Below are 20,773 nucleotides of genomic sequence, written 5' to 3' on the forward strand. Positions count from 1 at the left end.
GATTCGCAGTTGGACTATCGGTGGTTGGTGAGACGGGGGCTGTGGATGTGTTCGCGACGGAAGCCGAGGCCGACGATCCGCCCCAAGAGGCGTTTGACCGGTGGAGTGTTGCTGATGAGTCGCATGAGTTGGATGGGTGGGTTTCTTTGGGAGAGGCGGGCGAGCTGGCGGGTCTGCTGTCGCTGCAAGGCCTGTGCTCGGCGTACCGCGGGTTCGCGTCGTCGTTGCAGTCGCTGGAGGTCGGCGATGGCGACGGTTCCCGTTCGCAGGGGTATCGCGAGATGATTGGCCGTTGCGACGGCATCGGCAATGGCGTAGTTCACCCCGGCGGCGCCGGCCGGTGACATGGCGTGCGCGGCGTCGCCGATGCACAACAGCCCGGGTTCGTACCAGCGTCTCAACCGATTGGAGCGCACCGACAGCAGCTTGAACTGGTCCCAGTCGGTCAGCGCGGCCAGGCCCGCAGCCAGGAACGGTGCGGCATGTGCCGCCCGCTCTCGGCAAGCGGCCAGACCTGCGGCCTGAATCTGTGGGAGTGTTCCTTTCCCGATGATCGTGCCGCACTGCCAGTAGTCGCCGCGGTCGATGGCGAGCACGATCTGGCCGCCGCCGAGGTAGCCCAGGGTCGGCGGCGCATCCTGGCTGCGTGGCACGCGGAACCACAGCACGTCGATCGGCATCGCAAACTCCCTTAGCGGCAAGTCCGTGTGTTCCCGGATAAGGGAGAACCGGCCGTCACACGCCACCGTGAGATCCGCGCGGATCTCTACTTCGCCGTCGTTCGTGCGCGCCCGTACGCCGATCACGTGCTCGCCGCGGCGGAGCAGGCCGGTGGCCTCGGTGCTCATTTCGAGTCGGAAGCCAGGGAACTTTCTGGCCTGGCTGGCCAGGAAGTTCAGGAAGTCCCACTGCGGCATGAACGCCATGAACTTACACCGGGTAGGCAGGTGCCGGAAGTCCACCAGCCCGAAGGTCTGTCCGTCGATGCCGAGGCGCAGTTCCGGTACCTCGGTGTGGGGCAGGCGCAGGAACTCTTCCAACAAACCCAGTTCGGCCAGTACGTCGGTGGTGTCCACCGCCGACCACACAACAGGATGTGTTCCAAGATCGTGGAGCGGGTGTGGCTTCGGGTTCGCCGGGCATCTCTAGCTCACCTCATCGAGCGGCCGAGGCCGTCAAGGATGAGGGTCAGCCCGAAGTCGAACTCGTCCCCGAAGTCGTAGCCGGGCTTGAGGACGTGTTCGGTGGCAATCTCCATCATGTGGGGGTATTGCCCGGTCGAAAAGCGTTCAACGATCGGCGCTGTGATCTCCGAGGCAGTGTCCCGGCCGTCAAAAGGCAGGGCGGCCTCCTGTAGGGCGAATCCGTAAATGTAACTGTCGAGCAGGGCGTAGGCATGGGCCGTCATCTGAACGGAAAAGCCTGCTGCCCTCAACGTCCCCAGCATCGCTTCGTGGTGGCGAAGGTTGGCTTCGCCCGGGGAAGAGCGGCTTTCCAGCAGTCCGACCGCCCACGGATGGCGTTTGAGAGCGCTGCGCACGCTGTGCGCCCGTCGGTACATTTCCTCCCGCCAATCGCCCGCGGGGGAGGGCAGTTCGATTTCGCTGAAGACCATGTCCACGATGCCATCCAGAATCTCATCCTTATTGGCCACGTAGTAGTACAGCGACATGGGCTTGGTTCCCATGCTTTGGGCGAGCGAGCGGATGGTCAGCGCTGCGATTCCGGACTCGTCAGCGAGATTCACAGCGCATCCGAGCACCCTTTCGCGGCTCAGCGGAAGGCGCCGTTGGGGGAGGGGCTGTGCAGTGTCCGGCATCGGGACTCCTTGGACTCTAGCGGTTTAGTACATTGTACGATAATCTCTTTTAGTACAGCGTACGAAAAGCTACGCACCCCATTGACTGGAAAGGAACGGCCATGACCGCTGGTCAGCATGCTGCGGAGACTTCGATTTCGGGCGGCTCGCCCACGGCGCAGCCGCATGCGTCCGGCACGATGCGGGCCATCGTGCAGGAGGCTTATGGCTCCGCCGACGTCCTGCACATGGCGCAGATTCCGAAACCGAACATCGCCGAGAACGAGGTCCTGGTCCGGGTCCACGCTGCAGGACTGGACCGGGGGACCTGGCATGTGACCCGGGGCCTGCCCTACGCATTGCGTCTGGCCTTCGGCGTTCGCGCCCCCAAAAACCCTGTGCCCGGGATGGACCTGGCCGGCACCGTCGTGGCGGTCGGAGCTGCGGTGACCCGCTTCGCCGTCGGGGATCACGTCTTCGGCGTCGGGAAGGGCTCTTTCGCCGAGTACGCGACGGCCCGCGAAAGCCAACTCGCGCTCAAGCCGGCGGACATCAGTTTCGAACAGGCCTCGGTGGTCCCGGTTTCCGCCTGCACTGCGCTGCAGGCTCTGCGCGCCGCAGGCCAGATAGCGCAGGGACAGAAGGTGCTGATCCTTGGCGCCTCGGGCGGAGTAGGCAGTTACGCTGTTCAGCTCGCCAAAGCAGCCGGGGCCGAGGTCACAGGCGTTTGCAGTACGGCCAAAGCGGATCTGGTGCGTTCGCTCGGCGCCGACCACGTCATCGACTACGCCACACAGGACTTCGCCGACGGCACTGAACACTATGAGCTGATCCTGGATATCGCCGGGAACCCCACCCTGGCTCGCCTGCGCCGGGCCCTCACCCCCTCGGGCACGGCCGTTATCACCGGTGGTGAAGAAGGCGGCTCCTGGACGGGCAGTATCGACAGGCAATTCAGGGCCCTGGCGCTGTCCCCGTTCATCAGTCAGCGGTTCGCCATGGTCATGGCCACGCAAGGCGCGGCAGACCTCGAATACCTTGCCAGGCTCATCGACGCCGGAACCCTCACCCCGACCATCGACCGGAGCTATCTTCTGGAGCAGGTTCCGGACGCCATGCGCTATTTCGACGCCGGCAAAGTGCGCGGGAAAATCGCGATCACCATGCAAGGCGCCGGGGGCAACTGAAACAGGCACTGGCAGTACCCGGTATAACAGGCACTCCCACGCGGACGCGGGGACTGGTTTTCTTGAATCAGTCCCCGTTTAGCGAAAGGAACACGATGAAGCCCGTACCCCCTACCCCCACGGCCAAAGCCCCGCAGGAGAGGTTCACGGGAGATGTGTACCTCAACTCCCTCCACAACGGCGAGGCGCCCTCGCGTCTCGTGGCGGCGATAGTCCGCTTCACCCCTGGCGCCCGTACGAACTGGCATTCCCATCCCCTTGGCCAGACCCTGCACTGCACCGACGGCATCGGTTTCGTTGCTACCCGGGACGGCAGCGTAATCCATATGCGCGCAGGAGACACGGTCCACACGCCGCCCGGCGAGGAACACTGGCACGGCGCAACCCAAGACAACATGATGTGCCACCTGGCTTTGGTGGAGCACGACAACGGGGAGAGCGCCACGTGGCTTGAACCCGTCAGCGACCAGGACTACGAAGCCGCGCACGCCCAAGCCAGCCGATAACCCACCCACGCGAAGGAACCCCATGAACACCGTCACCCTTAATAACGGCGTCGAAATGCCGATCCTCGGCTTCGGCGTCTTCCAGATCCCGGATGAGGAAACCCAGGCCGCGGTGGAAGCCGCCCTCGCCGCCGGTTACCGCCACCTGGACACGGCTGCATCCTACGGCAACGAGGCCGCCGTCGGCGCGGCGATCAAGGCGAGCGGCATCGCCCGCGACGAACTATTCATCACTACGAAGCTCTGGATCCAGCACGCCCCGGCGGGGAGCGTCCAGGACGACACCAAGCACGCTTTAGACAACTCACTGAACCGGCTCGGACTGGACTACCTCGACCTGTACCTGATCCATCAGCCATTGGGCGACTACTACAGCGAGTGGCGCGCCATGCAGGACATCCACAAGGACGGCCTCGCCCGCGCGATCGGTGTCTCGAACTTCCACCCCGACCGGCTAGTGGACCTCATCGACCACAACGAGATCGTCCCGGCCGTCAACCAGATCGAGACCCACCCCTTCCACCACCGCGCCGCCGACCAGGCAATGATGCGCGAACGCGGCGTCCAGATCGAATCCTGGGGGCCATTCGCCGAAGGCAAGAACGACCTGTTCTCCAATCCGCTCCTCAGCGCCATCGCCAATGCGCACGGCAAGTCCGTCGCCCAGGTGGTTCTCCGCTGGCTCATCCAGCGAGAAGTGGTCGTCATCCCCAAGTCAGTCCGGCCGGAACGCATGGCCCAGAATCTCGACGTCTTCGATTTCGCCCTCACGGGCGAGCAGATGAGCCAGATCGCCACCCTGGACACCGCTGCCAGCCTCTTCTTCGACCATCGCGACCCCGCTATGGTGAGCTGGCTGGGCGGACGGAGGATCGCCTGAGACCACACTGAGTTCACGCCCCGCCCTCTTACAGCAAACTTGCAGCTTTTGTCCGGTTCCCGCACTGTGTTCCGGTTCTATCCTGAGGGGGTGGAGCAGCATACGGAGTCTGGGAGTGCCGAGCGGGAACACCGCGAATCCCGCTTCGGGGTGAGCCGGCGTAGGTTCCTAAGCGGGGCGGGAATGGCAGGGGCCGGATTGCTAGCCGGACTCGGGATCGCCAAGGCAGGCGTGTTGCACGGGGGAACGGCCCCGGTCAGCGCAGCTTCTCCGACGCCGGTGGCGTCACCCTCGCCGTCGGCGAGCGGCACGGCTTCCGCCCCTGCGATCCGCAGCTTCGTTTCAACTGCTTTGACCGCTGCCCGCGTCGCCAGCTGGGCTACCGGGCCGACGGGCGCAGGCCTCCTGTTCGTGGGACCGATGGGCCACGGCACCAACGGGCTGATCATGGACAACCACGGAGAACCGATATGGATGGAACCCACAGGTTCCGGCGTGACGGACCTTCGCGTGCAAGCCTTCGAAGGCCAAGCAGTACTGACTTATTGGACTGGAATTGGAACGGGTGGCCACGGTGCAGGGAAGGGCGTCATCAAGGACGTCCACTACCGCACCGTGGCCGAAGTCAACACAGGCAACGGGCTGCAAGCGGATCTGCACGAGTTCACCATTACCCCCGCCGGGACGGCGTTGATGATCTCCTACCCGACCGTCCGGCACGACCTGACGTCGGTGGGTGGACCCGCGCAGGGCTACATGTTTGACTGCCACGTCCAGGAAATCAACATCCGTTCCGCCAAGGTCCTCTTCGACTGGACGGCCTCGGACCACATTGACCTGACTGAGTCCTATTTACGCCCGTCCGATAACCCCAAGGCCGACGGTTCCGACGCCACGAAAGCGTTCGATCCGTTCCACCTCAATTCCGTGGACGAGAGCGGGGACGCGCTCCTCGTTTCGTCCCGCCACACGCACACCGCCTATCTGATCGGCCGTCCGGACGGAGAGATCCGCTGGCGTTTGGGCGGGAAACGCAGCGACTTCTCGATGACGCCGGAGTCTGTCTTCGCTTGGCAGCATGATGTTCGACGCCGGCCCAACGGGATCGTCAGCATGTTCGACAACCATTACAACCAAGGCACCACCGGGACATCCCGGGGGCTGCTCCTCGCCGTCGACGAAAAGGCGCGCACCGCCGTCGTCAAGCAGGAGTTCAGCCGGGGCGGCCACCGGGGCGACGCCGAAGGGAACCTGCAGTTCCTTGATAGCGGGCATATCCTGGTGGGCTGCGGAGCGGACCCCGCGGCCACAGAATTCACTCCCGATGGGAAAGCGGTATTCGAGGCGACCGGACTGGGCGATGCCTCTTACCGCACCTACCGCTCGCCGTGGACAGGCCGGCCGGACACCGTCCCCGACCTGGCCGCGGTGCCCGGCAACGGGTCCACAATGCAGCTCTACACCAGCTGGAACGGCGCAACCGAGGTTGCCAAGTGGAGGTTCCTCACCGGAACCGGTCCCGGGTCCATGTCCGAAGCAGTGACGGTTCCTCGTCGCGGCTTTGAGACGTCGACGGCGGTGGCTGCCGCGCCGAGGGCCGCCGTCGAGGCTTTGGACAAGTCCGGAAACGTTTTGGCGACGTCCACGGTCATCGCAACGGTGTGAGTCCGGCGCCCGCTTCTCCCGGCCGTGCTACGGCAATATGTGTTCGTGCGCGGCTGCCTCCAAGGCCTCGGCCTCTGCCTTGGCCAAGCGGGTCTCTGCCTCGACGTCGATACGCCGGGTCATCAGCCAGTACAGCCCAGCGGAGACGGGGAGTCCGATGAACAGCGAGATATCGGCGCCGTCAAGGGCGTGGGCTATGAACCCGACGAAGAGCTTACCGGCGGAGAAGAAGGGGATCATCAGCACAAAGCCGACGAGGTATGAGATGATGCCAGGCCAGCCCCAGCGTCCGTAGATCCCGTCCGGCTTGAAGATCTCAGCGATGGCGTAGTGGCCCTTGCGGACGATGAAGTAGTCGGTGAGGTTGACCGCCGTCCACGGAATGAAGAAGTACAGCACCAGCAGCAGGAAGTCGTTGAAGTTGGCCAGGAAATCGGCCGAGGCAAGGTTCGCCAGGACCACGGAAATGAGTGCGGTGATGGAGATCGTGATGATCCGGAGCCTCAGGGTCGGCCGGATCTGCCGCACGCTGTCGATGGACGATATCAGGGTCAGCGAACCGCCGTACATGTTCAAGGCAGTGACGGACAGCAAGCCCAGGGCAGCGACGAACAATGCGATGCCACCGAATCCGCCGAAGAGCTGGTCGGCGGTGGATTTGATCGAGCCGATGGTTTCGAAGTTTTCCCCGGCTGCGGCACCGATGTATGCGCCCAGGAACATCACCCAAATACCGCCGAGGGCGCTGCCCCAGAACGTCCACCGGAAGGTGCCCCGTCCGCTGGACGGCGGAAGGTAGCGGGAGTAGTCCGAGACGTAGATGGCCCAGGAGATCTGGTAGCCGGCCGCGACCCCCAGCTGGCCTAGGAACGGCACCAGGTGGAAGTCGGCCAGGTTGTATGCGCCGGCGGGAATGACCAGCTTCACGGCTGCAATGGTGAGCAGCGCCAGCATGATGATGGTCAGGTAGGTCAGGTAGCGCTCAAAGGCGTGGATGAGGTCGTAGCCGAACAATGCGATGACGACGGCAACAATGGTGACCACCCAGAACCAGAGGTTTTGGGACCCGACGTTGACCGATTCCTGGATGGCTTGGCCGGCCAGGATCGTGTTGAAGATGTTGAAGCCCGCGTACTGGAGGTAGGCGAAGAGCCAAACCAGCAGGGCGCCGATGTAGCCGAATTGCGGCCGGGACTGGATCATTTGCGGCAGGCCGAGTTGGGGGCCCTGCGAAGAGTGCGCGGCCATGAACAGCGTGCCGACGAGCACCCCGATGGCGATCGCGAGCAGCGACCAGATCAGGTTGCCGCCGGTGGTGATGCTGATCAACCCTACGGCCAGGGTGGCGATCTGGGCGTTGCTGACGAACCACAACGGTCCGATGTGCGAGACCTTGCCGTGCCGCTCGTTCAATGGAACATAGTCGATCGACCGGATCTCCAGTCCGCGGCCCGATCCTTTGTCCGTCGTAGTGCTCATGGCGTTTCTCCTTCGGAGCATCGGTGAATCTTGACTTTGGTTTAGCACAGAGTGGGGCGGCCCAGAAGAGGTCGCGAGATTCCTAGACGAGCCGGTGGTGCCGCCACGTGGGGAACTGGTCCCGGGCTACCTGGACGGCATCCGGTGAAATGTCCAGCGTCGCGGTGGCCGGCTCAGTGCCGAGGCTATGCAGGACAGTTCCCAGGGGGTCAATGAGCATGCTGTAGCCGATGGACACCGGCGGAGTCTGGGAGACCGCCGCCACGTACACGCCGTTCTCTATTGCCCGGGCCTTGGCCAGCGTGGCCCATTGCTCGGTCTTGGCTGTGCCGGGAACCCACGAGGAGCAGACGAGGAGCACCTCGGCCCCGGCATCGGCCAGCATGCGCGCCAACTCGGGGAAGCGCAGGTCGTAACAGGTCATCAACCCGAACGTCATGCCGCCGCAGGAAAAAGTGACAGGCACTGGCTCGGGCGCGGCTTTGATGTAATCCGATTCCCGGAACCCTTGGCAGTCAAATAGGTGGATCTTCCGGTAGCTGGCAAGGCGCGAAGCGTCCGGAGCGATGGCCACCAAGGTGTTGAAGGCCCGATTCCGCTCACCGGATGCTTCCAGGAGGCCCGCGACGACGGCGATTCCGTAACGCGCCGCCGTCGCCTGGAGCTTGGCGGCCACCGGGCCGTCAAGGGGTTCGGCCATGTCTACGAAGCTCCGGTCCATCCGGCTTTTCTCGTACGTCGAGTACTCAGGGAACACAATGAGGTCGGAGCCCTCGCGGACGGCCCGGGCACAGTAATCCGCCATGAGGTCGAGGTTACGGCGGACGTCAGTGCCGGAATCGATCTGGGCCAGGGTGATGCGCATGCAGTCCTCATTTCTCAGTGTTCCGGCAGCACGCTGTGACCTGTCGTCATACCAGGGCGGCTTCTTTTTCCTCCATCACCATTTCCGGTGGTGCCTTCCGGAACCCCTTGGTGATGATGCCCAGTACCACGACGCCGACGCAGAGCCAGATCAGCCCGAGCGTGATCGCATTCGAATCGAGCTGGGAGAGCAGGAAACCGTCGATGATCGCGCCCACCGCCGGCATGACCACGTAGAACAATACGCTGAGCCGGTGCCCCGAGCGTCGTTGGCGCAGGTAGTAAGCAATGACCGAGATGTTGACGAGTGTGAAGGCCGTAAAGGCGCCGAAGTTGATGAACGACGTCGAGGTGGCAACGTCCAGGAACATGGCGATGAGTCCCACCGCCCCGGTGATGACCAGGTTGAACACCGGCGTGTGGAAGGACTTGTTCAGCGCCCCGAAGACCTTCTTCGGCAGGACTGAATCCCGGCCCATGGCGTAGAGCAGGCGCGAGGCGCTGGCCTGTGCCGCGAGCCCGGAGGCAAACTGGGACACCACGAGTCCCGCCAGGAAAACCGCGCCGAAGAATTGCCCACCGATCTTCAGGGCAATGTCCGACGCCGCCGACGCCGAATCGTCGAACACTCCGCCAGGGTGGATCAGCTGGGTCGTGTAGGACGCGACAACGAAGATCGCGCCGCCGATGAGTGCGACGAGCATGATCGCCTTCGGGACGGTCTTCTTCGGCTCGATGGTCTCCTCGGTGAGGGTGGACACGGCGTCAAAGCCGAGGAACGAGTACGCGGCTATCGCGGCTCCGGCGGTGATCTTGTCGAAGCTCGACGTGTCGTTGAAGAAGGGAGCGGTGCTGATCAGGGCGCTCGCGCCGGAGGTTGAGACCAAGGTTCCCACGGACAGGGCAACGAACAGGACTATCACCAGCAGCTGAAAAGCCATCAGGAGGTAGTTGGCCTTGTCCGCCACCTTGACGCCAACCACGTTGAGCAGCGTGGTGATGGCGATGAACGCGACGATCCAGACCCCGATGGGAATGTCGGGGAACTGCGCCGTGAGGTAGGAACCCCCGATGAGCCAGATGACCATCGGCAGGAACAGGTAGTCCAGCAGGACAGCCCAACCGGCCAGGAATCCGATCCGGGAATCGATGGAGCGCCGGATATAGGTGTACGCGGAGCCGGCCACCGGATAGGCAACAGCCATCCGTCCGTAGCTCTGCGCGGTGAAGAGCATCGCGACCATCGCCACGAGATAGGCCGACGGCGATGCTCCGCCAGTGGTTTCGGCGATCACGCCGAAGATCGCCAGGACGATGAGCGGGGTCAGGTAAGCCAGCCCGAACAGGACCAGCGAGGGCAGTTTCAGGGCGCGCGTGAGGCTCGGTTGTGTAGTCACCGGTGGTTCCTTAGGAGTTGGAGGACCGAGGGGTCCAAGTAGTCGGGTCGATGCGGCCTTGGTAGACGGGCAGCTCGATGGCCGGTTCGCCGGGACGGAATTGGGACCAGGGACGGTTGAGGTTTTCGGTCCCGTGCGTGCGGACGTGCTCGACGGCGGAGAGATCAAGGTCCGCGGCGAGAAGGGTGGGGGCGTCGTCGTCGGCCTCCGCTAGGGTGTTCCCCTCGGGGTCGACGATCAGGCTGAGGCCCTTGCCGGTGGGACCCGCGCAGTTGACGCTGACCATGAAGACCTGGTTCACAATGGCGTTTGCCTTGGCCAGGACCAGTTCTTGCTTGCGATCCGGCGTCGTGGTCTTGACGACATTGAGGATGACTTCGGCGCCCATCCACGCCAGCTGGCGGGTTACCTCCGGGAACCACGCGTCGTAGCAAATGTTCAGGCCGACCCTGCCGATCCCTTCCAGGTCAACGGTCGTGAATCGATCGCCGGGATCGTAGGGCTCAAAGGGGCGCCAAGGGAAGACCTTGCGGTAGTAGCCGGCAAGGTCACCTTCCGGGGACAGGACCAACTGGGTATTGAACAATTGCCCCTCGGGGCCGCGCTCGCAGACGCTGCCCGGAACCAGCCAGATACCCAGGTCCGCTGCGAGCTGCCGCAGCTCGTTGACGCGTGGACCGTCCAGAGGCTCGGCCGAGTCCTGCAGCTTTTCAGTGCGCTGCAGGTCAGGGTTGGAATCCCCGAAAAGGTGCAGCTCCGGGAAGACCACGAGCTTGCTGTGCGGTTGGATCGCGACGGCGGCGGCGACTTCGGCGGCGAAAGCCTCGATCGGTTCGCCGATCAGCCGGGGCGACGCCTGAGCGGCGATGAGGGGAAGGATGCGTTGCACTGGTTTCTCCACGTTGTCGTTGTGACTCGCCTCATATTAGATCATAATGATCAAATAAAAGGAAGGTGGATTTTGCCCCGTAAAGTAGCGGATATGACCCGTCAGCTCGAGGACACCACCGGCGACTCACCCATCGATGCTGCCCCTTTGCTCGGAATCGACCGCAGGAGCGCAATCGACGCCGTGCGGCTGCGGATCGGCATGGCCATATCCTTGGGGCTGCTTCAGCCGGGGGAGAGGCTGCCCGACCAGCAAGACGTCGCGCTGGGCCTATCGGTCAGCCCGATCACCGCCCGCAGGGCCCTGGCGAGCCTGGCTGATCAGGGCGTCGTTGTCCGCCGTCGTGGACGTGGCGGCGGAACCTTTGTCGCTGACGAGCCGCCGCAGAACGTGCTCGAGCAGCTCGCTGCGTCGCCCGCCGAATCCCTTGCAGTGAACCGGCTGGTGGACCGTCGGCTGCTGTTCGAATGCGCGGTCACCCATTTCGCTGCAGTCAATGCCACGGCAGCGCAACTTGATGAGCTGGAGCGGCTTACTCGTGAAATGGCCGGATCAAATAATTGGTCCGAGTATCACCAGGCCGACGAGAGATTTCACCGGCTGGTCGCGACGTCCTCGGGCTTGGGAACCGCGGTCGAGGCGTATAACGAGGCATTGGCAGAGCTTTATGCCTACTTCATCCCGTACCCGATTGAGTTTCTCCATGAGTCCAATAGGGACCACATTGCGCTCGTGAATGCCCTGCGGGCCGGCGACGATCGCGGCGCGGTGGAGGTGTCGCGGCGGCACGTGGACGTCTTGCACAAGACGATGTTCATGGGCCTGGCGGGCGGCGACGGCGCTAAGAGGGACAAAAAGGGGTAAACGACAGCTCCTGCCCTATCGTCCGGGATATCGGACTAAAGATGGACACCTTTTCGTGATCACTGTCACTTTGCGTGCTCTGATTGATTCTCAGTTGGGGACATCGGACTTCGGTTGTCAAAGTGAGGATCAGGCATGCAGGCGACAGGAAAAGCGGGAACGGGTGGGCCGCGCGTTGAGCGTCGTTCCATTGACTTTGTCCCGGAAAATGAACGCCATGGTTCGCCTGGCCAGCAGTTCACGCTCTGGTTCGGGGCGAACATGCAGATTACGGCCATTGTCGACGGCGCCTTGGCAGTACTGTTCGGCGCGGATGCGCTGTGGGCGATCATCGGCCTCCTGGTCGGAAACCTCTTGGGCGGCGCAGTCATGGCGCTCCACGCGGCCCAGGGGCCGAAGCTCGGCTTGCCGCAGATGATTTCCAGCCGGGCGCAGTTCGGAATCTTCGGGGCGGTGATTCCCTTGGTACTGGTGGTCGTGATGTACCTCGGCTTCGCCGCAACCGGTACTGTCCTCTCCGGACAGGCAATCAGCCTCATCCTCCACACGGGCACCCCTGCCGTCGGCATGATCGTCTTCGGGGTGCTGACCATCATCGTGGCGACCCTGGGCTACAAGTACATCCACATGTTGGGCCGCATTGCGACCGTCGTCGGTATCCTCGGCTTCACTTACCTGGGCATCAGGTTGTTGGCCAGCCAGGACGTCGGTGCACTCTTGGGAGCCGGCGGTTTCGAGTTTCCGACCTTCCTGCTCGCCATTTCGCTTGGCGCCGGATGGCAGCTGACGTACGGTCCGTACGTGGCCGACTACTCCCGGTACCTGCCTTCCAAAACCCCAGCACACAAGACCTTCATGTCGGCATACTTCGGCACCGTGATTGGTTCCCAGTGGTCCATGACCCTGGGCGCGCTCTTCGCTGCCCTCGCATTGCCCAAAGGCGCACGGTTCCTGGACGGCCAAGTCGCTTTCCTCGGGAACCTGAGTGGTGGCGGACTGATCGCGGTGGTCATCTACCTGGTCATCGTGACCGGAAAACTGACCGTTAACACGCTGAACGCATATGGCGGCTACATGACCATGCTTACCTCGGTCACGGCGTTCACCCGCAAGTCTGCGGTGGCGTCATGGACCCGGTTCGCCTATGTGATCGGCTTTATCGGACTCTCGGTGCTCATCGCGGTCCTTGCTTCCCCCGACTTCATCGCCAACTTCAAGAACTTCGTCCTTCTCCTGCTGATGGTATTCATCCCCTGGAGCTCGATTAACCTCGTGGACTACTACCTGGTTTCCAAGGAAAAGGTGGACATTCCGGCCCTCTATGACCTGAACGGGCGCTACGGACGTTGGAACAAGACCGCGCTGTTCAGCTACGCGATCGGCATCGTCGTCCAGATCCCATTCCTGGCGCAGACCCTCTACACCGGACCGATGACCGACCTTCTGGGCGGGGCGGATATCTCTTGGCTCGTAGGCCTCGTGGTCACGGCAATCGTGTTCTACCCGCTGGCGAAGAGAAACTCCAACGCTCCGGCCGAGATGGTCTACCCGACTGAACCAGGCTCGGAGGCAGTAGCTCCAGTGGTCGGCTCAGTGCCGAACGCCGCAGCTGTTTAGCCTTTGCGCCGTTCCCCTTCGGACGCTCGCTCACTTTTGGGGTGTTTCCGGCGGACGCTCGCTCACATCATGTGAGCGAGCGTCCTGGCATTTGGCCATATATGTGAGCGAGCGTCTCCTGCACGTATGAAACTACGCCGGCATCAGGCCTGGGTGCCCAGCCTGCGGGAAATCTCCCTGGCGCATCTGGTCACTTCAGGAATCCACTCCCGGGCGACGTCTTCAATGCGGACCGCCCGTTCCTCGGCGGTCTCGGCGTCTTTGGCCCGGTGCCGGGTGCCTCCGCCGGGAAACGCCCGGTTCGACACCGTCAATGTCACGCTGGCCACCGGATAGCGCTGCCGGTCGAGGACGGCGACGGCAACTGAGGAAAACCCCTCGGTGACTTCGTCCTGCTCCCACGCATATCCGAGTGAACGCGCCCGAGCCAACAGATCCTGCAACGCGGGCAAGGACTGCGGGCCTTTGCTGTGGCGCTCCGCGAACGCTTCCGGTCCAGGGAAAAGCGCAGCCACCTGGGCGGGATCCATCTGGGCCATCATCGCCCTGCCGCTGGCGGTCAGATGGGCCGGAAGCCGGACCCCGGTGTCTGTGACAAGGGGGCTTTGCCGCGGAGCCCGCTCCTCGATCACGTAAACGACGTCGCGCCCGTGCATCACGGCAAGATGGGCAGTCCGGCGGGTCCGGGCAACGAGCCGGGACAGGGGGAACCGGGCAATCCGCTGGATGGGAGCTTGCCGCGAATACCCTGTCCCCAACTCATGGGCGGTCACTCCCAAGGCATACTTGCGCTCCTCGGGAAGGTGGACCAGAAAGCCGTCATCGATCAGTGAGGAGATGAGCTGATATGTCGTTGACCGGGGCAAACCAACATCGCGCGCAATGATGGACGCGCTGACCGGGCCGGCTTGGCCTGCGACGTATCTGAGAACCGCCAGCACTTGGGCCGCAGCCGGTGCCTTGGGCCGCACGGATTGACTGTACATTCTCCTAGAATACGCGGCGGAATGTCCGGTATACCGGACGTTGATGCCACGCCCCGTTCTAGGACAATCCCTCCAAGCGGGCCCGCGCCGTTTCCGCGCTCCGGCGTTCCCGGGCGGCTAGCCGGGCTGCCAGTTTGCGGTTCCGCTCGGCCAGGGTGATCGCCCACTCCGTCGAAGCGAGCTCCTGCTGCAACCCAGCCAGCTTGTCTTTGGCAGCTTTGACTTGGACGGCGAGGTGCTCGCTCCGGCCCACGGCCTCGGACCTTTCGCGCTCGGCCTGGGCGAGTTCCAGGTCAGCCTTGTCCGCGTTGCGCTCAGCCTCCACGAGCGCGGTTTGTGCCTTCTCGCGTTCGCGCTCCGAGTCGGCGCGTGCGCCCTCCGAGTCTGCCCGCCTGCGCTGCCGGCCGCCGTCGTCGGGCTCTTCGATGGTGGTACCCGCCGCGGGAAGTGCGCCGGAAATCGCCACCGCGCCCGTGAGGTCCACGGGTTCCAATCCGTTCGTGGCGAGCGAACGCACCAGCTGCCCGCTGCGGAGCGCGGCCGCAGCGCCGGGATCGGTCATGGCGGCCCTCAACGTGGCCTCGATCTCCATCGCGGCGGCGCCACTGACCTTGACGCCCAGACCTTCCGCCACTGCCCGGGCCTGCTCGACGGCGGCGCCCAGGACGCGCGGGCGCTGTTGGCCGAGCGTGCGGAGACGCCCGTGATCCTGCTGCTCCTGGGCGCTCCCGAGCGATGCCCCCAGCTCCAGGACGCCCGCGAATTCCTTGGTGCCGTGCCGGACGAGCATGTTAACGGCCCACGCCGCCGTCGAAGGCTTGGGCAACTGGGCGATCTGTTTCGCCAGTTCGGCGTGCCCCGCGGACTTGGCTTCCTTGGCCCGCGCGGTGCGGGCCGCCGTGAAGGCCGAGGGACCCAGTGTGTAAAGTTCGACGGCGATCGCGGCTAGTTCCATGGTGGAAGCGTGTGCCGTATTACTCGGCGAGGAATTCAGCGAGTGCGTCAGCCATGACTCCGGGTTCCCAGCTGTGGTTGGCGCCCGGAATGGTGGCTTTCCGGGCACTCGGGATATTGGCCACGATGGAGTCGGCCGCTTTCGGCATGATCGGGATGGTTTGCTCGCCGACGATCGAAAGGGTGGGCTGGGTGATGCCGGACCATAGCTGGGCGCGTGGCGCGGACTGGGTCCACGCGAGGGATTCGGCGTCGGCTGAAAGGCTGGGGCCCATTTCGAGCATGATGGGCCATCCTGGGCTGTTCTTGGCGCCTTCCAGCCACTCCGGCGGCATGTCCTTCATGTAGTACTCGATGGTGCTGGCCTTGTCGCCGGATGCGATCCGTTCCTGGAGCCCGGCGAAGAATTCAGCCCCGCCGGTGCCGAGTTCATCGCTCAGGGGAGTCTCCCACAGGGCCAGCTTCGTGACGGGTAGTCCTGCTGCGGCCGCTGCCAGGGAGATCGAGCCACCGGAAGAGCTCCCGAAGAGCGCAGCCTTGCCGCCTGCGATGTCGATGAGCGTGGCGAGATCGTCGAGGTTGTCCTTCAGGCTGAATGACGGGGCCTCGACGCTTTCCCCGCGGCCGCGCCTGTCGTAGTTGAGGACCGTGAACCTCTTCGCGGCCAGGAGCTTGGCCATTTCCACGGTGTTGGGGTCGAAGCCCCTGAATTGCATCGCACCGCCGACCAGGATCACGGCAGGTCCCTCGCCGTACTGGTCATACCCGATGCGGGTACCGTCTTTCGAGATCGCAAATTCGGACATCCCAGATCCTTTGATTTGGCGGACAGTAGGTTCCTAAACTCTGGGGCTCAGCCACTTGCGGGTCAAGGGGAGAGGGGCTCTGAGCAGGAGTTCTTAAGAGCTTCTTAAGTGCCGCCCGCGAGAGTGGAAGCAGGCCTCACAACGGCCTCCACACCCGAACTGGAGATTTCATGTCATCGCACGCCAAGCAGAACACTTCCGCGGAAGTCCGCACTTCCGCCGTCGTCGGTCACGGTGTGCCGTTGCTTCCACAGCCTCGGTATTGGCTCCTGTGGGGCATTGTGCTCGCCGCGGCAGTCCTTGCCATTGGCTTCAGCGTGCAGTCGGTAGCAGGCGTGACCACCAGCGAATTCGGAGTTGACCAGGAACTCAGCCGCCATCACGTGGGCGCACTGACCACCGTGGCCATGGCGCTGAACTTCCTCTTCGCCCCGGTAGCCGGAGTGTGCATTGTCCTGGTGATCGGCTTGTTCGTTTTCCTGGTTCGGAAGTCCTTCGTACCGGCGGTCATGTTTGTGCTCTTCGCATGTTCGGGCTGGGTTGCCAGCGAGGTGTTCAAACTTATCGTTGCCCGCCACCGGCCCAATCCTGCGCTTCTTTTCGACCCCCTGGCCCCGGAAACGGGTTCCAACAGCTTTCCTAGCGGACACACCGCCTTCGCCGTAGCGCTCGCCTTCGCCTTGTACTTCCTGGTCAGGGGCACACGATGGGGCGTCATCACCGCGTGGGCCGGCGCCGTCCTGGCCGTGGTGGTGGCGTGGTCCCGGATCTATATCGGAGTCCACTACCCCAGCGACGTTGTGGCGTCGTTCCTGGCCACCACCGCCATAGTCATCGTTTTGGCCGGGCTCTGGAACCGGTACGTACCACGAGTCATCGGGCGGCTGCCATTTGGCGTTGCGTCAGAAGCAACCTCGTCAGAAGCAACCGCCTCGGACGCGGCCGCAACCCAAGCACACGGATCCTGAGGAGGACCCCATGCACGTACTTTCTGCCATGCCCGCATTCCTTGATCCCACCACCCTCCTTCAGGGCTTGGGTCCCGCGGCGCTGGGCGTCGTGGCGTTGATCGTCTTCATCGAATCCGGTCTCCTTTTCCCGTTCCTGCCCGGGGACTCTTTGCTATTCACTACCGGCCTGCTTCACCAGCAACTGCAGCTCGAATTGCCGGTGTTGATCGCCGTCGTTTCCGCCGCCGCAATCGCCGGAGACCAGATCGGCTACATGCTCGGGCGCAAGTTCGGGCGGCGCTGGTTCAAGGACGATGCCAGGGTCCTGAAGACCGCGCACCTGGATACGGCCGAGGAATTCTTCAAGCGCCGCGGCGGCCCCGCGATCGTCCTGGCCCGCTTTGTCCCCATCGTGCGGACATTTGCCCCGCTGAGCGCAGGCATCGCCCGCTACAACTACAAATCCTTCACCCTGTGGAACATCGCCGGCGCCGTCATTTGGGGAACCTCCGTGACGCTCCTGGGCTCCTGGTTGGGACACTACGAGTTCATCGCGAAGAACATTGACGCCATCGCCGTGATCATGGTTTTGGTCTCCGTATTGCCGTGGGGAGTCGAGTTCCTCAAAAAACGGCGCAAGGCCAAGGTGGGCGCCACAAACGGGCACGCCGGGGAAGAATAGACAGCATGACAACAGCTGAGCGGCCGTCCCTCCTCCTGGTCGAAGACGACGCCGCTCTGGGACCGCTCATCAGCGAACTCCTCGAGCCGGACTTCTCCGTTCACCTGGCTGTCAATGGGCGTGACGGCCTCCACCTCGGCTTGACCCGGAGTTGGGATGCGATGGTCATTGACCGGGGGCTGCCCATCATGGACGGCATCGCCTTGATCAAAGCCCTTCGGGCCAAGGGGATCGCCACCCCGATCCTCATCCTGACGGCCCTCGGTGCCACCGATGAGAAGATCCGGGGCCTCGATGCGGGGGCTAACGACTACATGGGCAAACCGTTCGACGCCATGGAGTTGGCCGCCCGCTTGCGAGCCCTGACCAGGACATACGCCCAGCCGCCCACGACTCTGGGAATCGGGGATTGGGAGCTCGACGCCGCTGCCCGCTCCATGCGCTCCGTGTACAGTTCCGTGGTCACCCTGACGGCGAAGGAAGCCGGGCTCCTCGAAACCTTGGCCGGCGAACCCGAACGTGTCTTCACCCGTGAAGACCTCATCAGCACTTTGTTCCACCCCACGGACCAGCCGGGCGTGATCGACACCTACGTCCACCACCTGCGCCGTAAGATCTCCAAAACGGTGATCCGGACGGTCCACGGCCTCGGATACCAGATCGGCGACCCCCATGACTGAGAACAATTCCCATGACTGAAAACCCGGACCAGGCGACGCTCCGCAAAGCGTCGCTGAAGATCGCGGTACGGATCAGCGCGGCATGCGCGATTTTGGTTCTTTGCCTGCTGGCGGCCGCCGCGATCTACCTCTTCAACCAGGCACAGCATCCAACGCTGCCTGGACCAGGCGAAACCGACTCCGCGTACGCGTACCTGGACACAAAGGACCTCCTGAAGGCCATGATCGTTGCCGGCATTGCGGGGATCATCCTTGCCGGGGCCATCGGCTGGCTCAGCGCGCGGAGTGCCATCCGGCCCCTGGGAGAAGCGCTCGCACTGCAGCGACGCTTCGTGCAGGACGCCAGCCACGAACTGCGCACACCCCTGGCCATCCTGGATGCACGCGTCCAGCTCGCCCAGCGCGATGCCCCCGCGGACTCCAGAACCGGGGAAGCACTCGCCCGCATCCGCAACGACACCGCGACCCTCACCGGCATCGTCAACGAATTGCTTGTCGCGGCCACCGGCTCGCCCCCGGACGCCGCCGCAGAGCCGAGCGATCTCGCCAAGGTGGCGGGCGCCGTCGTCGAGAGCTTGCAACAGCTCGCGGGAGAGAAAAACGTCCGCGTCGCCCTGACGGAAAAGGACCGCCCCTTCGCGCTCATTGACAGCAATGGCTTCCGCCGTGCCCTCCTTGCCCTGGCCGACAATGCGCTGGCGCACACTCCCGCTGGTGGCCAAGTGGGGATCACGACGGCGGTGCTCGGTAACCGCGCGGTGGTCACCGTCTCGGATTCCGGGGCCGGGATCAAGGGCGTGGACCAGACCAGGATCTTTGACCGCTTCGTGAGGACACACAGCCCCGAGGGCGCACCGGGCCAGCGCAGCTTCGGAATCGGCTTGGCTTTGGTCCGTGAAATCATCACCGGCGCCCGCGGCACCGTGGAGGTTGAGCGCAGCGGTCCGCGGGGCACGGTCATGAGGATCACGCTGCCACTTGCCCCGAAAGACACGGCGCCGAGTGACATGGCGCCAGGCTCGGCATAGCTTTCTCAGGCGGCTTGGAGTTCTGTGCCGTGGGCGTACCTCAACGCTTTGGCGCGGTGTCGTAGCCGGCGGCGGTGGCGCCTGGAACGCGCAGGTTGAATTTCCGGCTCATGGGTTCCGGGCAGGGGTGGGGCTGTGGATCGGTAGGTATGTCCGGTGGGGGTGCGGATGTCGAGGGCATGCCGTGTCCCGGGGCGTGTTGTTGCTGTCCGGGTTCGTGTTGTCCAGCCGTTGAGTTCTTTGGTGTGGTTGCAGGCTTCGCACAGGCCCGCCCCGTTCGTCAGGCTCGTTGTGCCGCCGTCGTGCCAGGGGATGATGTGGTCGAAATGCCGGATCGGTGCGTCGCAGTAGGGGGTGCGGCAGGTGTCGTCGCGGGCTTGGATGAAGCGCCGCATGCCCGCCGGGTAAAGCCGCGCCCTCGAGTCGACGGCGACAAGGTCTCCGGTCCCGGGGGCGGTGAAGAGACGCCGGAGCCAGAGCTTGAAAGCCTGATCGCACTCAGGCTCGCCGGGACCGGCCTGGCCGGGTTCATTGTTGCTGCCGGATCCCCCGGCCAGAAGTGTCCTTGCCCAGCCGGCGGGGACGATGCCGTAGCCGGGGAGCCGGGCTGGCTCGGCATCGCCCTGGAAGAGGGTGCGGTCGGTCATGACGAGCTGGACCTCGACACCGCTGATCCCTGCGGGGGTCCCGGTGGTGCGTTCGACCAGGGTGTCGGCCATGATCTGGCCCCGGGACCGGGTCTCCCCTCCGGCGCGGAGGGTGTCGGCGTGCCGGGTCAGGGCCGCATGCACGGCCACGCCCTGGGCGACCGGGAGCAGGGCGGTCAGGTAGGTCATGGTGTCCGGTGCCGGGCGCAGGCTGACATGACGTTCGGCCGCCGCGTGGCTGGCGCGTTGCGTGACCGAGCGCGGGTCCCGCCGGTAGGCCGCGTTCCTGGCCGCGGCGATGATGGCCTTGTCTCCGGCGCCGTCGAAGACTCCGGTGTCGGCGGCCAACTCCTCGTCCACGGCGCAGCGGTCCTCGGCGGACAGGCAGGCTGTTTCCTTCACCAGCAGGGTGGCCCGCCATTCGTTCAGCCGCCCGGCGTCCAGGGCGGCGAGGGTGTGGGGCATTTCGGTGACGAGGGCTTTCGCGAGTCCGTGGAGCCGGGATCCGCGGGCAGGGGATTCCCGCCGGGCCAAAGCTACCTGTGCTCCGCCGCCGCGTCCCTGCTCGTCGGCCGGTACACCGGCCGCCGCGTCGGCGCTGCGCTGGGCGGTATCGAACGCGACGGCGATCCGGGCCTGCGCGGCCGCGGCCGCGGACTTCAGATCCTCAAGGGCACGCAACAGGTCAATCAACTCGGCGCTGCCGGCCGGTTCGGTGCCCACGGCGCATGGCCTGAACGAGGCAACGGTATCGATCAATTCCCGTACCCAGGCACCTGACACCGGAGCATCCGGGACCGCGCCGCCCGACGGCGCGCCTGGTCCGATCAGCTGTGTTCCCCGGTTTCCGACCATAATCAAAGCTTCGCAAAGGGGTCTGACATTATTAGGTCG

General features: G+C 64.3%; 20 protein-coding genes. 10 read left to right on the plus strand and 10 right to left on the minus strand.

What is annotated here, in order from left to right; genetic code table 11:
• Positions 1 to 14: 14 nt before the first annotated feature.
• Both AC4CS3_RS14235 and AC4CS3_RS14240 read right to left on the minus strand, forming a co-directional pair.
• Positions 15 to 1,076 carry an FAD-dependent oxidoreductase gene (locus AC4CS3_RS14235; RefSeq protein WP_490784002.1) on the minus strand — a complete coding sequence of 354 codons (1,062 nt, stop codon included), beginning with the start codon at positions 1,074 to 1,076 and terminating at the stop codon, positions 15 to 17.
• Between the two features lie 74 nt (positions 1,077 to 1,150).
• On the minus strand, positions 1,151 to 1,819 hold the full coding sequence (locus AC4CS3_RS14240; protein ID WP_490784003.1) for a TetR/AcrR family transcriptional regulator: 669 nt from the start codon (positions 1,817 to 1,819) through the stop codon (positions 1,151 to 1,153).
• 101 nt (positions 1,820 to 1,920) lie between these two features.
• Between AC4CS3_RS14240 and AC4CS3_RS14245 the strand changes: the two genes are divergently transcribed.
• The 4 genes from AC4CS3_RS14245 to AC4CS3_RS14260 all read left to right on the plus strand — a co-directional run bounded on the left by AC4CS3_RS14245 (position 1,921) and on the right by AC4CS3_RS14260 (position 6,036).
• Positions 1,921 to 2,985, plus strand: a complete 1,065-nt coding sequence (locus AC4CS3_RS14245; RefSeq protein WP_490784004.1) for an NAD(P)-dependent alcohol dehydrogenase — start codon at positions 1,921 to 1,923, stop codon at positions 2,983 to 2,985.
• Positions 2,986 to 3,080: 95 nt separating this feature from the next.
• Positions 3,081 to 3,491, plus strand: a complete 411-nt coding sequence (locus tag AC4CS3_RS14250) for a (R)-mandelonitrile lyase (RefSeq protein WP_490784005.1) — start codon at positions 3,081 to 3,083, stop codon at positions 3,489 to 3,491.
• A gap of 22 nt (positions 3,492 to 3,513) precedes the next feature.
• On the plus strand, positions 3,514 to 4,371 hold the full coding sequence (locus AC4CS3_RS14255; RefSeq protein WP_490784006.1) for an aldo/keto reductase: 858 nt from the start codon (positions 3,514 to 3,516) through the stop codon (positions 4,369 to 4,371).
• Between the two features lie 90 nt (positions 4,372 to 4,461).
• Positions 4,462 to 6,036 carry an arylsulfotransferase family protein gene (locus AC4CS3_RS14260; RefSeq protein ID WP_490784007.1) on the plus strand — a complete coding sequence of 525 codons (1,575 nt, stop codon included), beginning with the start codon at positions 4,462 to 4,464 and terminating at the stop codon, positions 6,034 to 6,036.
• A gap of 27 nt (positions 6,037 to 6,063) precedes the next feature.
• On the opposite strand, the gene AC4CS3_RS14265 is transcribed toward AC4CS3_RS14260, so the two are convergent.
• The 4 genes from AC4CS3_RS14265 to AC4CS3_RS14280 all read right to left on the minus strand — a co-directional run bounded on the left by AC4CS3_RS14265 (position 6,064) and on the right by AC4CS3_RS14280 (position 10,665).
• Complete coding sequence (locus AC4CS3_RS14265; RefSeq protein ID WP_490784008.1) at positions 6,064 to 7,515, minus strand: purine-cytosine permease family protein; 1,452 nt, start codon at positions 7,513 to 7,515, stop codon at positions 6,064 to 6,066.
• Between the two features lie 82 nt (positions 7,516 to 7,597).
• A complete protein-coding gene (locus AC4CS3_RS14270) occupies positions 7,598 to 8,380 on the minus strand; it encodes a carbon-nitrogen hydrolase family protein (protein ID WP_490784009.1) in 783 nt (260 codons plus the stop codon).
• Between the two features lie 46 nt (positions 8,381 to 8,426).
• Complete coding sequence (locus tag AC4CS3_RS14275) at positions 8,427 to 9,776, minus strand: APC family permease (protein WP_490784010.1); 1,350 nt, start codon at positions 9,774 to 9,776, stop codon at positions 8,427 to 8,429.
• A gap of 10 nt (positions 9,777 to 9,786) precedes the next feature.
• Entirely contained in the window at positions 9,787 to 10,665 is an 879-nt protein-coding gene (locus AC4CS3_RS14280) for a carbon-nitrogen hydrolase family protein (RefSeq protein ID WP_490784011.1), read from the minus strand.
• Positions 10,666 to 10,758: 93 nt separating this feature from the next.
• Here AC4CS3_RS14280 and AC4CS3_RS14285 point away from each other — a divergent pair, with 93 nt between their 5' ends.
• Together AC4CS3_RS14285 and AC4CS3_RS14290 are read left to right on the plus strand one after the other, a co-directional pair.
• Positions 10,759 to 11,529, plus strand: coding sequence for a FadR/GntR family transcriptional regulator (locus AC4CS3_RS14285; protein ID WP_490784012.1), 771 nt, complete (start codon positions 10,759 to 10,761; stop codon positions 11,527 to 11,529).
• A 135-nt stretch (positions 11,530 to 11,664) separates the two neighbouring features.
• Entirely contained in the window at positions 11,665 to 13,146 is a 1,482-nt protein-coding gene (locus AC4CS3_RS14290; protein WP_490784013.1) for a purine-cytosine permease family protein, read from the plus strand.
• Positions 13,147 to 13,289: 143 nt separating this feature from the next.
• Here AC4CS3_RS14290 and AC4CS3_RS14295 read toward each other — a convergent pair whose 3' ends face one another.
• Genes AC4CS3_RS14295 through AC4CS3_RS14305 form a run of 3 tightly spaced genes read right to left on the minus strand, consistent with a single transcriptional unit; the run spans position 13,290 to position 15,892 of the window.
• Positions 13,290 to 14,132, minus strand: a complete 843-nt coding sequence (locus tag AC4CS3_RS14295) for an IclR family transcriptional regulator (protein WP_437772524.1) — start codon at positions 14,130 to 14,132, stop codon at positions 13,290 to 13,292.
• 58 nt (positions 14,133 to 14,190) lie between these two features.
• Positions 14,191 to 15,087 carry a hypothetical protein gene (locus AC4CS3_RS14300; RefSeq protein ID WP_490784014.1) on the minus strand — a complete coding sequence of 299 codons (897 nt, stop codon included), beginning with the start codon at positions 15,085 to 15,087 and terminating at the stop codon, positions 14,191 to 14,193.
• 19 nt (positions 15,088 to 15,106) lie between these two features.
• On the minus strand, positions 15,107 to 15,892 hold the full coding sequence (locus AC4CS3_RS14305; protein WP_490784015.1) for an alpha/beta fold hydrolase: 786 nt from the start codon (positions 15,890 to 15,892) through the stop codon (positions 15,107 to 15,109).
• A 170-nt stretch (positions 15,893 to 16,062) separates the two neighbouring features.
• On the opposite strand from AC4CS3_RS14305, the gene AC4CS3_RS14310 reads away from it, so the two are divergent.
• The 4 genes from AC4CS3_RS14310 to AC4CS3_RS14325 are packed head-to-tail and all read left to right on the plus strand — an operon-like array spanning position 16,063 to position 19,232.
• Positions 16,063 to 16,860 carry a phosphatase PAP2 family protein gene (locus AC4CS3_RS14310; protein WP_490784016.1) on the plus strand — a complete coding sequence of 266 codons (798 nt, stop codon included), beginning with the start codon at positions 16,063 to 16,065 and terminating at the stop codon, positions 16,858 to 16,860.
• Between the two features lie 10 nt (positions 16,861 to 16,870).
• Positions 16,871 to 17,524 carry a DedA family protein gene (locus AC4CS3_RS14315; RefSeq protein WP_490784017.1) on the plus strand — a complete coding sequence of 218 codons (654 nt, stop codon included), beginning with the start codon at positions 16,871 to 16,873 and terminating at the stop codon, positions 17,522 to 17,524.
• Positions 17,525 to 17,529: 5 nt separating this feature from the next.
• Positions 17,530 to 18,204: a response regulator transcription factor gene (locus tag AC4CS3_RS14320; protein WP_490784018.1), complete on the plus strand. Its 675-nt coding sequence runs from the start codon at positions 17,530 to 17,532 to the stop codon at positions 18,202 to 18,204.
• 11 nt (positions 18,205 to 18,215) lie between these two features.
• The gene (locus tag AC4CS3_RS14325) at positions 18,216 to 19,232 is read left to right on the plus strand and encodes a sensor histidine kinase (protein ID WP_490784019.1); all 1,017 of its coding nucleotides are present in this window, start codon (positions 18,216 to 18,218) and stop codon (positions 19,230 to 19,232) included.
• A 5-nt stretch (positions 19,233 to 19,237) separates the two neighbouring features.
• On the opposite strand, the gene AC4CS3_RS14330 is transcribed toward AC4CS3_RS14325, so the two are convergent.
• The gene (locus AC4CS3_RS14330; RefSeq protein WP_490784020.1) at positions 19,238 to 20,734 is read right to left on the minus strand and encodes an HNH endonuclease; all 1,497 of its coding nucleotides are present in this window, start codon (positions 20,732 to 20,734) and stop codon (positions 19,238 to 19,240) included.
• Positions 20,735 to 20,773: the final 39 nt, after the last annotated feature.

Source organism: Arthrobacter sp. SE2 (genome assembly GCF_058244265.1).

Coding starts and splice junctions, on each gene's coding strand:
- AC4CS3_RS14240 (WP_490784003.1), bottom strand. CDS start 1,819: ATGCCGGACACTGCACAGCCCCTCCCCCAACGGCGCCTTCCGCTGAGC.
- AC4CS3_RS14245 (WP_490784004.1), top strand. CDS start 1,921: ATGACCGCTGGTCAGCATGCTGCGGAGACTTCGATTTCGGGCGGCTCG.
- AC4CS3_RS14250 (WP_490784005.1), top strand. CDS start 3,081: ATGAAGCCCGTACCCCCTACCCCCACGGCCAAAGCCCCGCAGGAGAGG.
- AC4CS3_RS14255 (WP_490784006.1), top strand. CDS start 3,514: ATGAACACCGTCACCCTTAATAACGGCGTCGAAATGCCGATCCTCGGC.
- AC4CS3_RS14265 (WP_490784008.1), bottom strand. CDS start 7,515: ATGAGCACTACGACGGACAAAGGATCGGGCCGCGGACTGGAGATCCGG.
- AC4CS3_RS14270 (WP_490784009.1), bottom strand. CDS start 8,380: ATGCGCATCACCCTGGCCCAGATCGATTCCGGCACTGACGTCCGCCGT.
- AC4CS3_RS14285 (WP_490784012.1), top strand. CDS start 10,759: ATGACCCGTCAGCTCGAGGACACCACCGGCGACTCACCCATCGATGCT.
- AC4CS3_RS14290 (WP_490784013.1), top strand. CDS start 11,665: ATGCAGGCGACAGGAAAAGCGGGAACGGGTGGGCCGCGCGTTGAGCGT.
- AC4CS3_RS14295 (WP_437772524.1), bottom strand. CDS start 14,132: ATGTACAGTCAATCCGTGCGGCCCAAGGCACCGGCTGCGGCCCAAGTG.
- AC4CS3_RS14300 (WP_490784014.1), bottom strand. CDS start 15,087: ATGGAACTAGCCGCGATCGCCGTCGAACTTTACACACTGGGTCCCTCG.
- AC4CS3_RS14305 (WP_490784015.1), bottom strand. CDS start 15,892: ATGTCCGAATTTGCGATCTCGAAAGACGGTACCCGCATCGGGTATGAC.
- AC4CS3_RS14310 (WP_490784016.1), top strand. CDS start 16,063: ATGTCATCGCACGCCAAGCAGAACACTTCCGCGGAAGTCCGCACTTCC.
- AC4CS3_RS14315 (WP_490784017.1), top strand. CDS start 16,871: ATGCACGTACTTTCTGCCATGCCCGCATTCCTTGATCCCACCACCCTC.
- AC4CS3_RS14320 (WP_490784018.1), top strand. CDS start 17,530: ATGACAACAGCTGAGCGGCCGTCCCTCCTCCTGGTCGAAGACGACGCC.
- AC4CS3_RS14325 (WP_490784019.1), top strand. CDS start 18,216: ATGACTGAAAACCCGGACCAGGCGACGCTCCGCAAAGCGTCGCTGAAG.
- AC4CS3_RS14330 (WP_490784020.1), bottom strand. CDS start 20,734: ATGGTCGGAAACCGGGGAACACAGCTGATCGGACCAGGCGCGCCGTCG.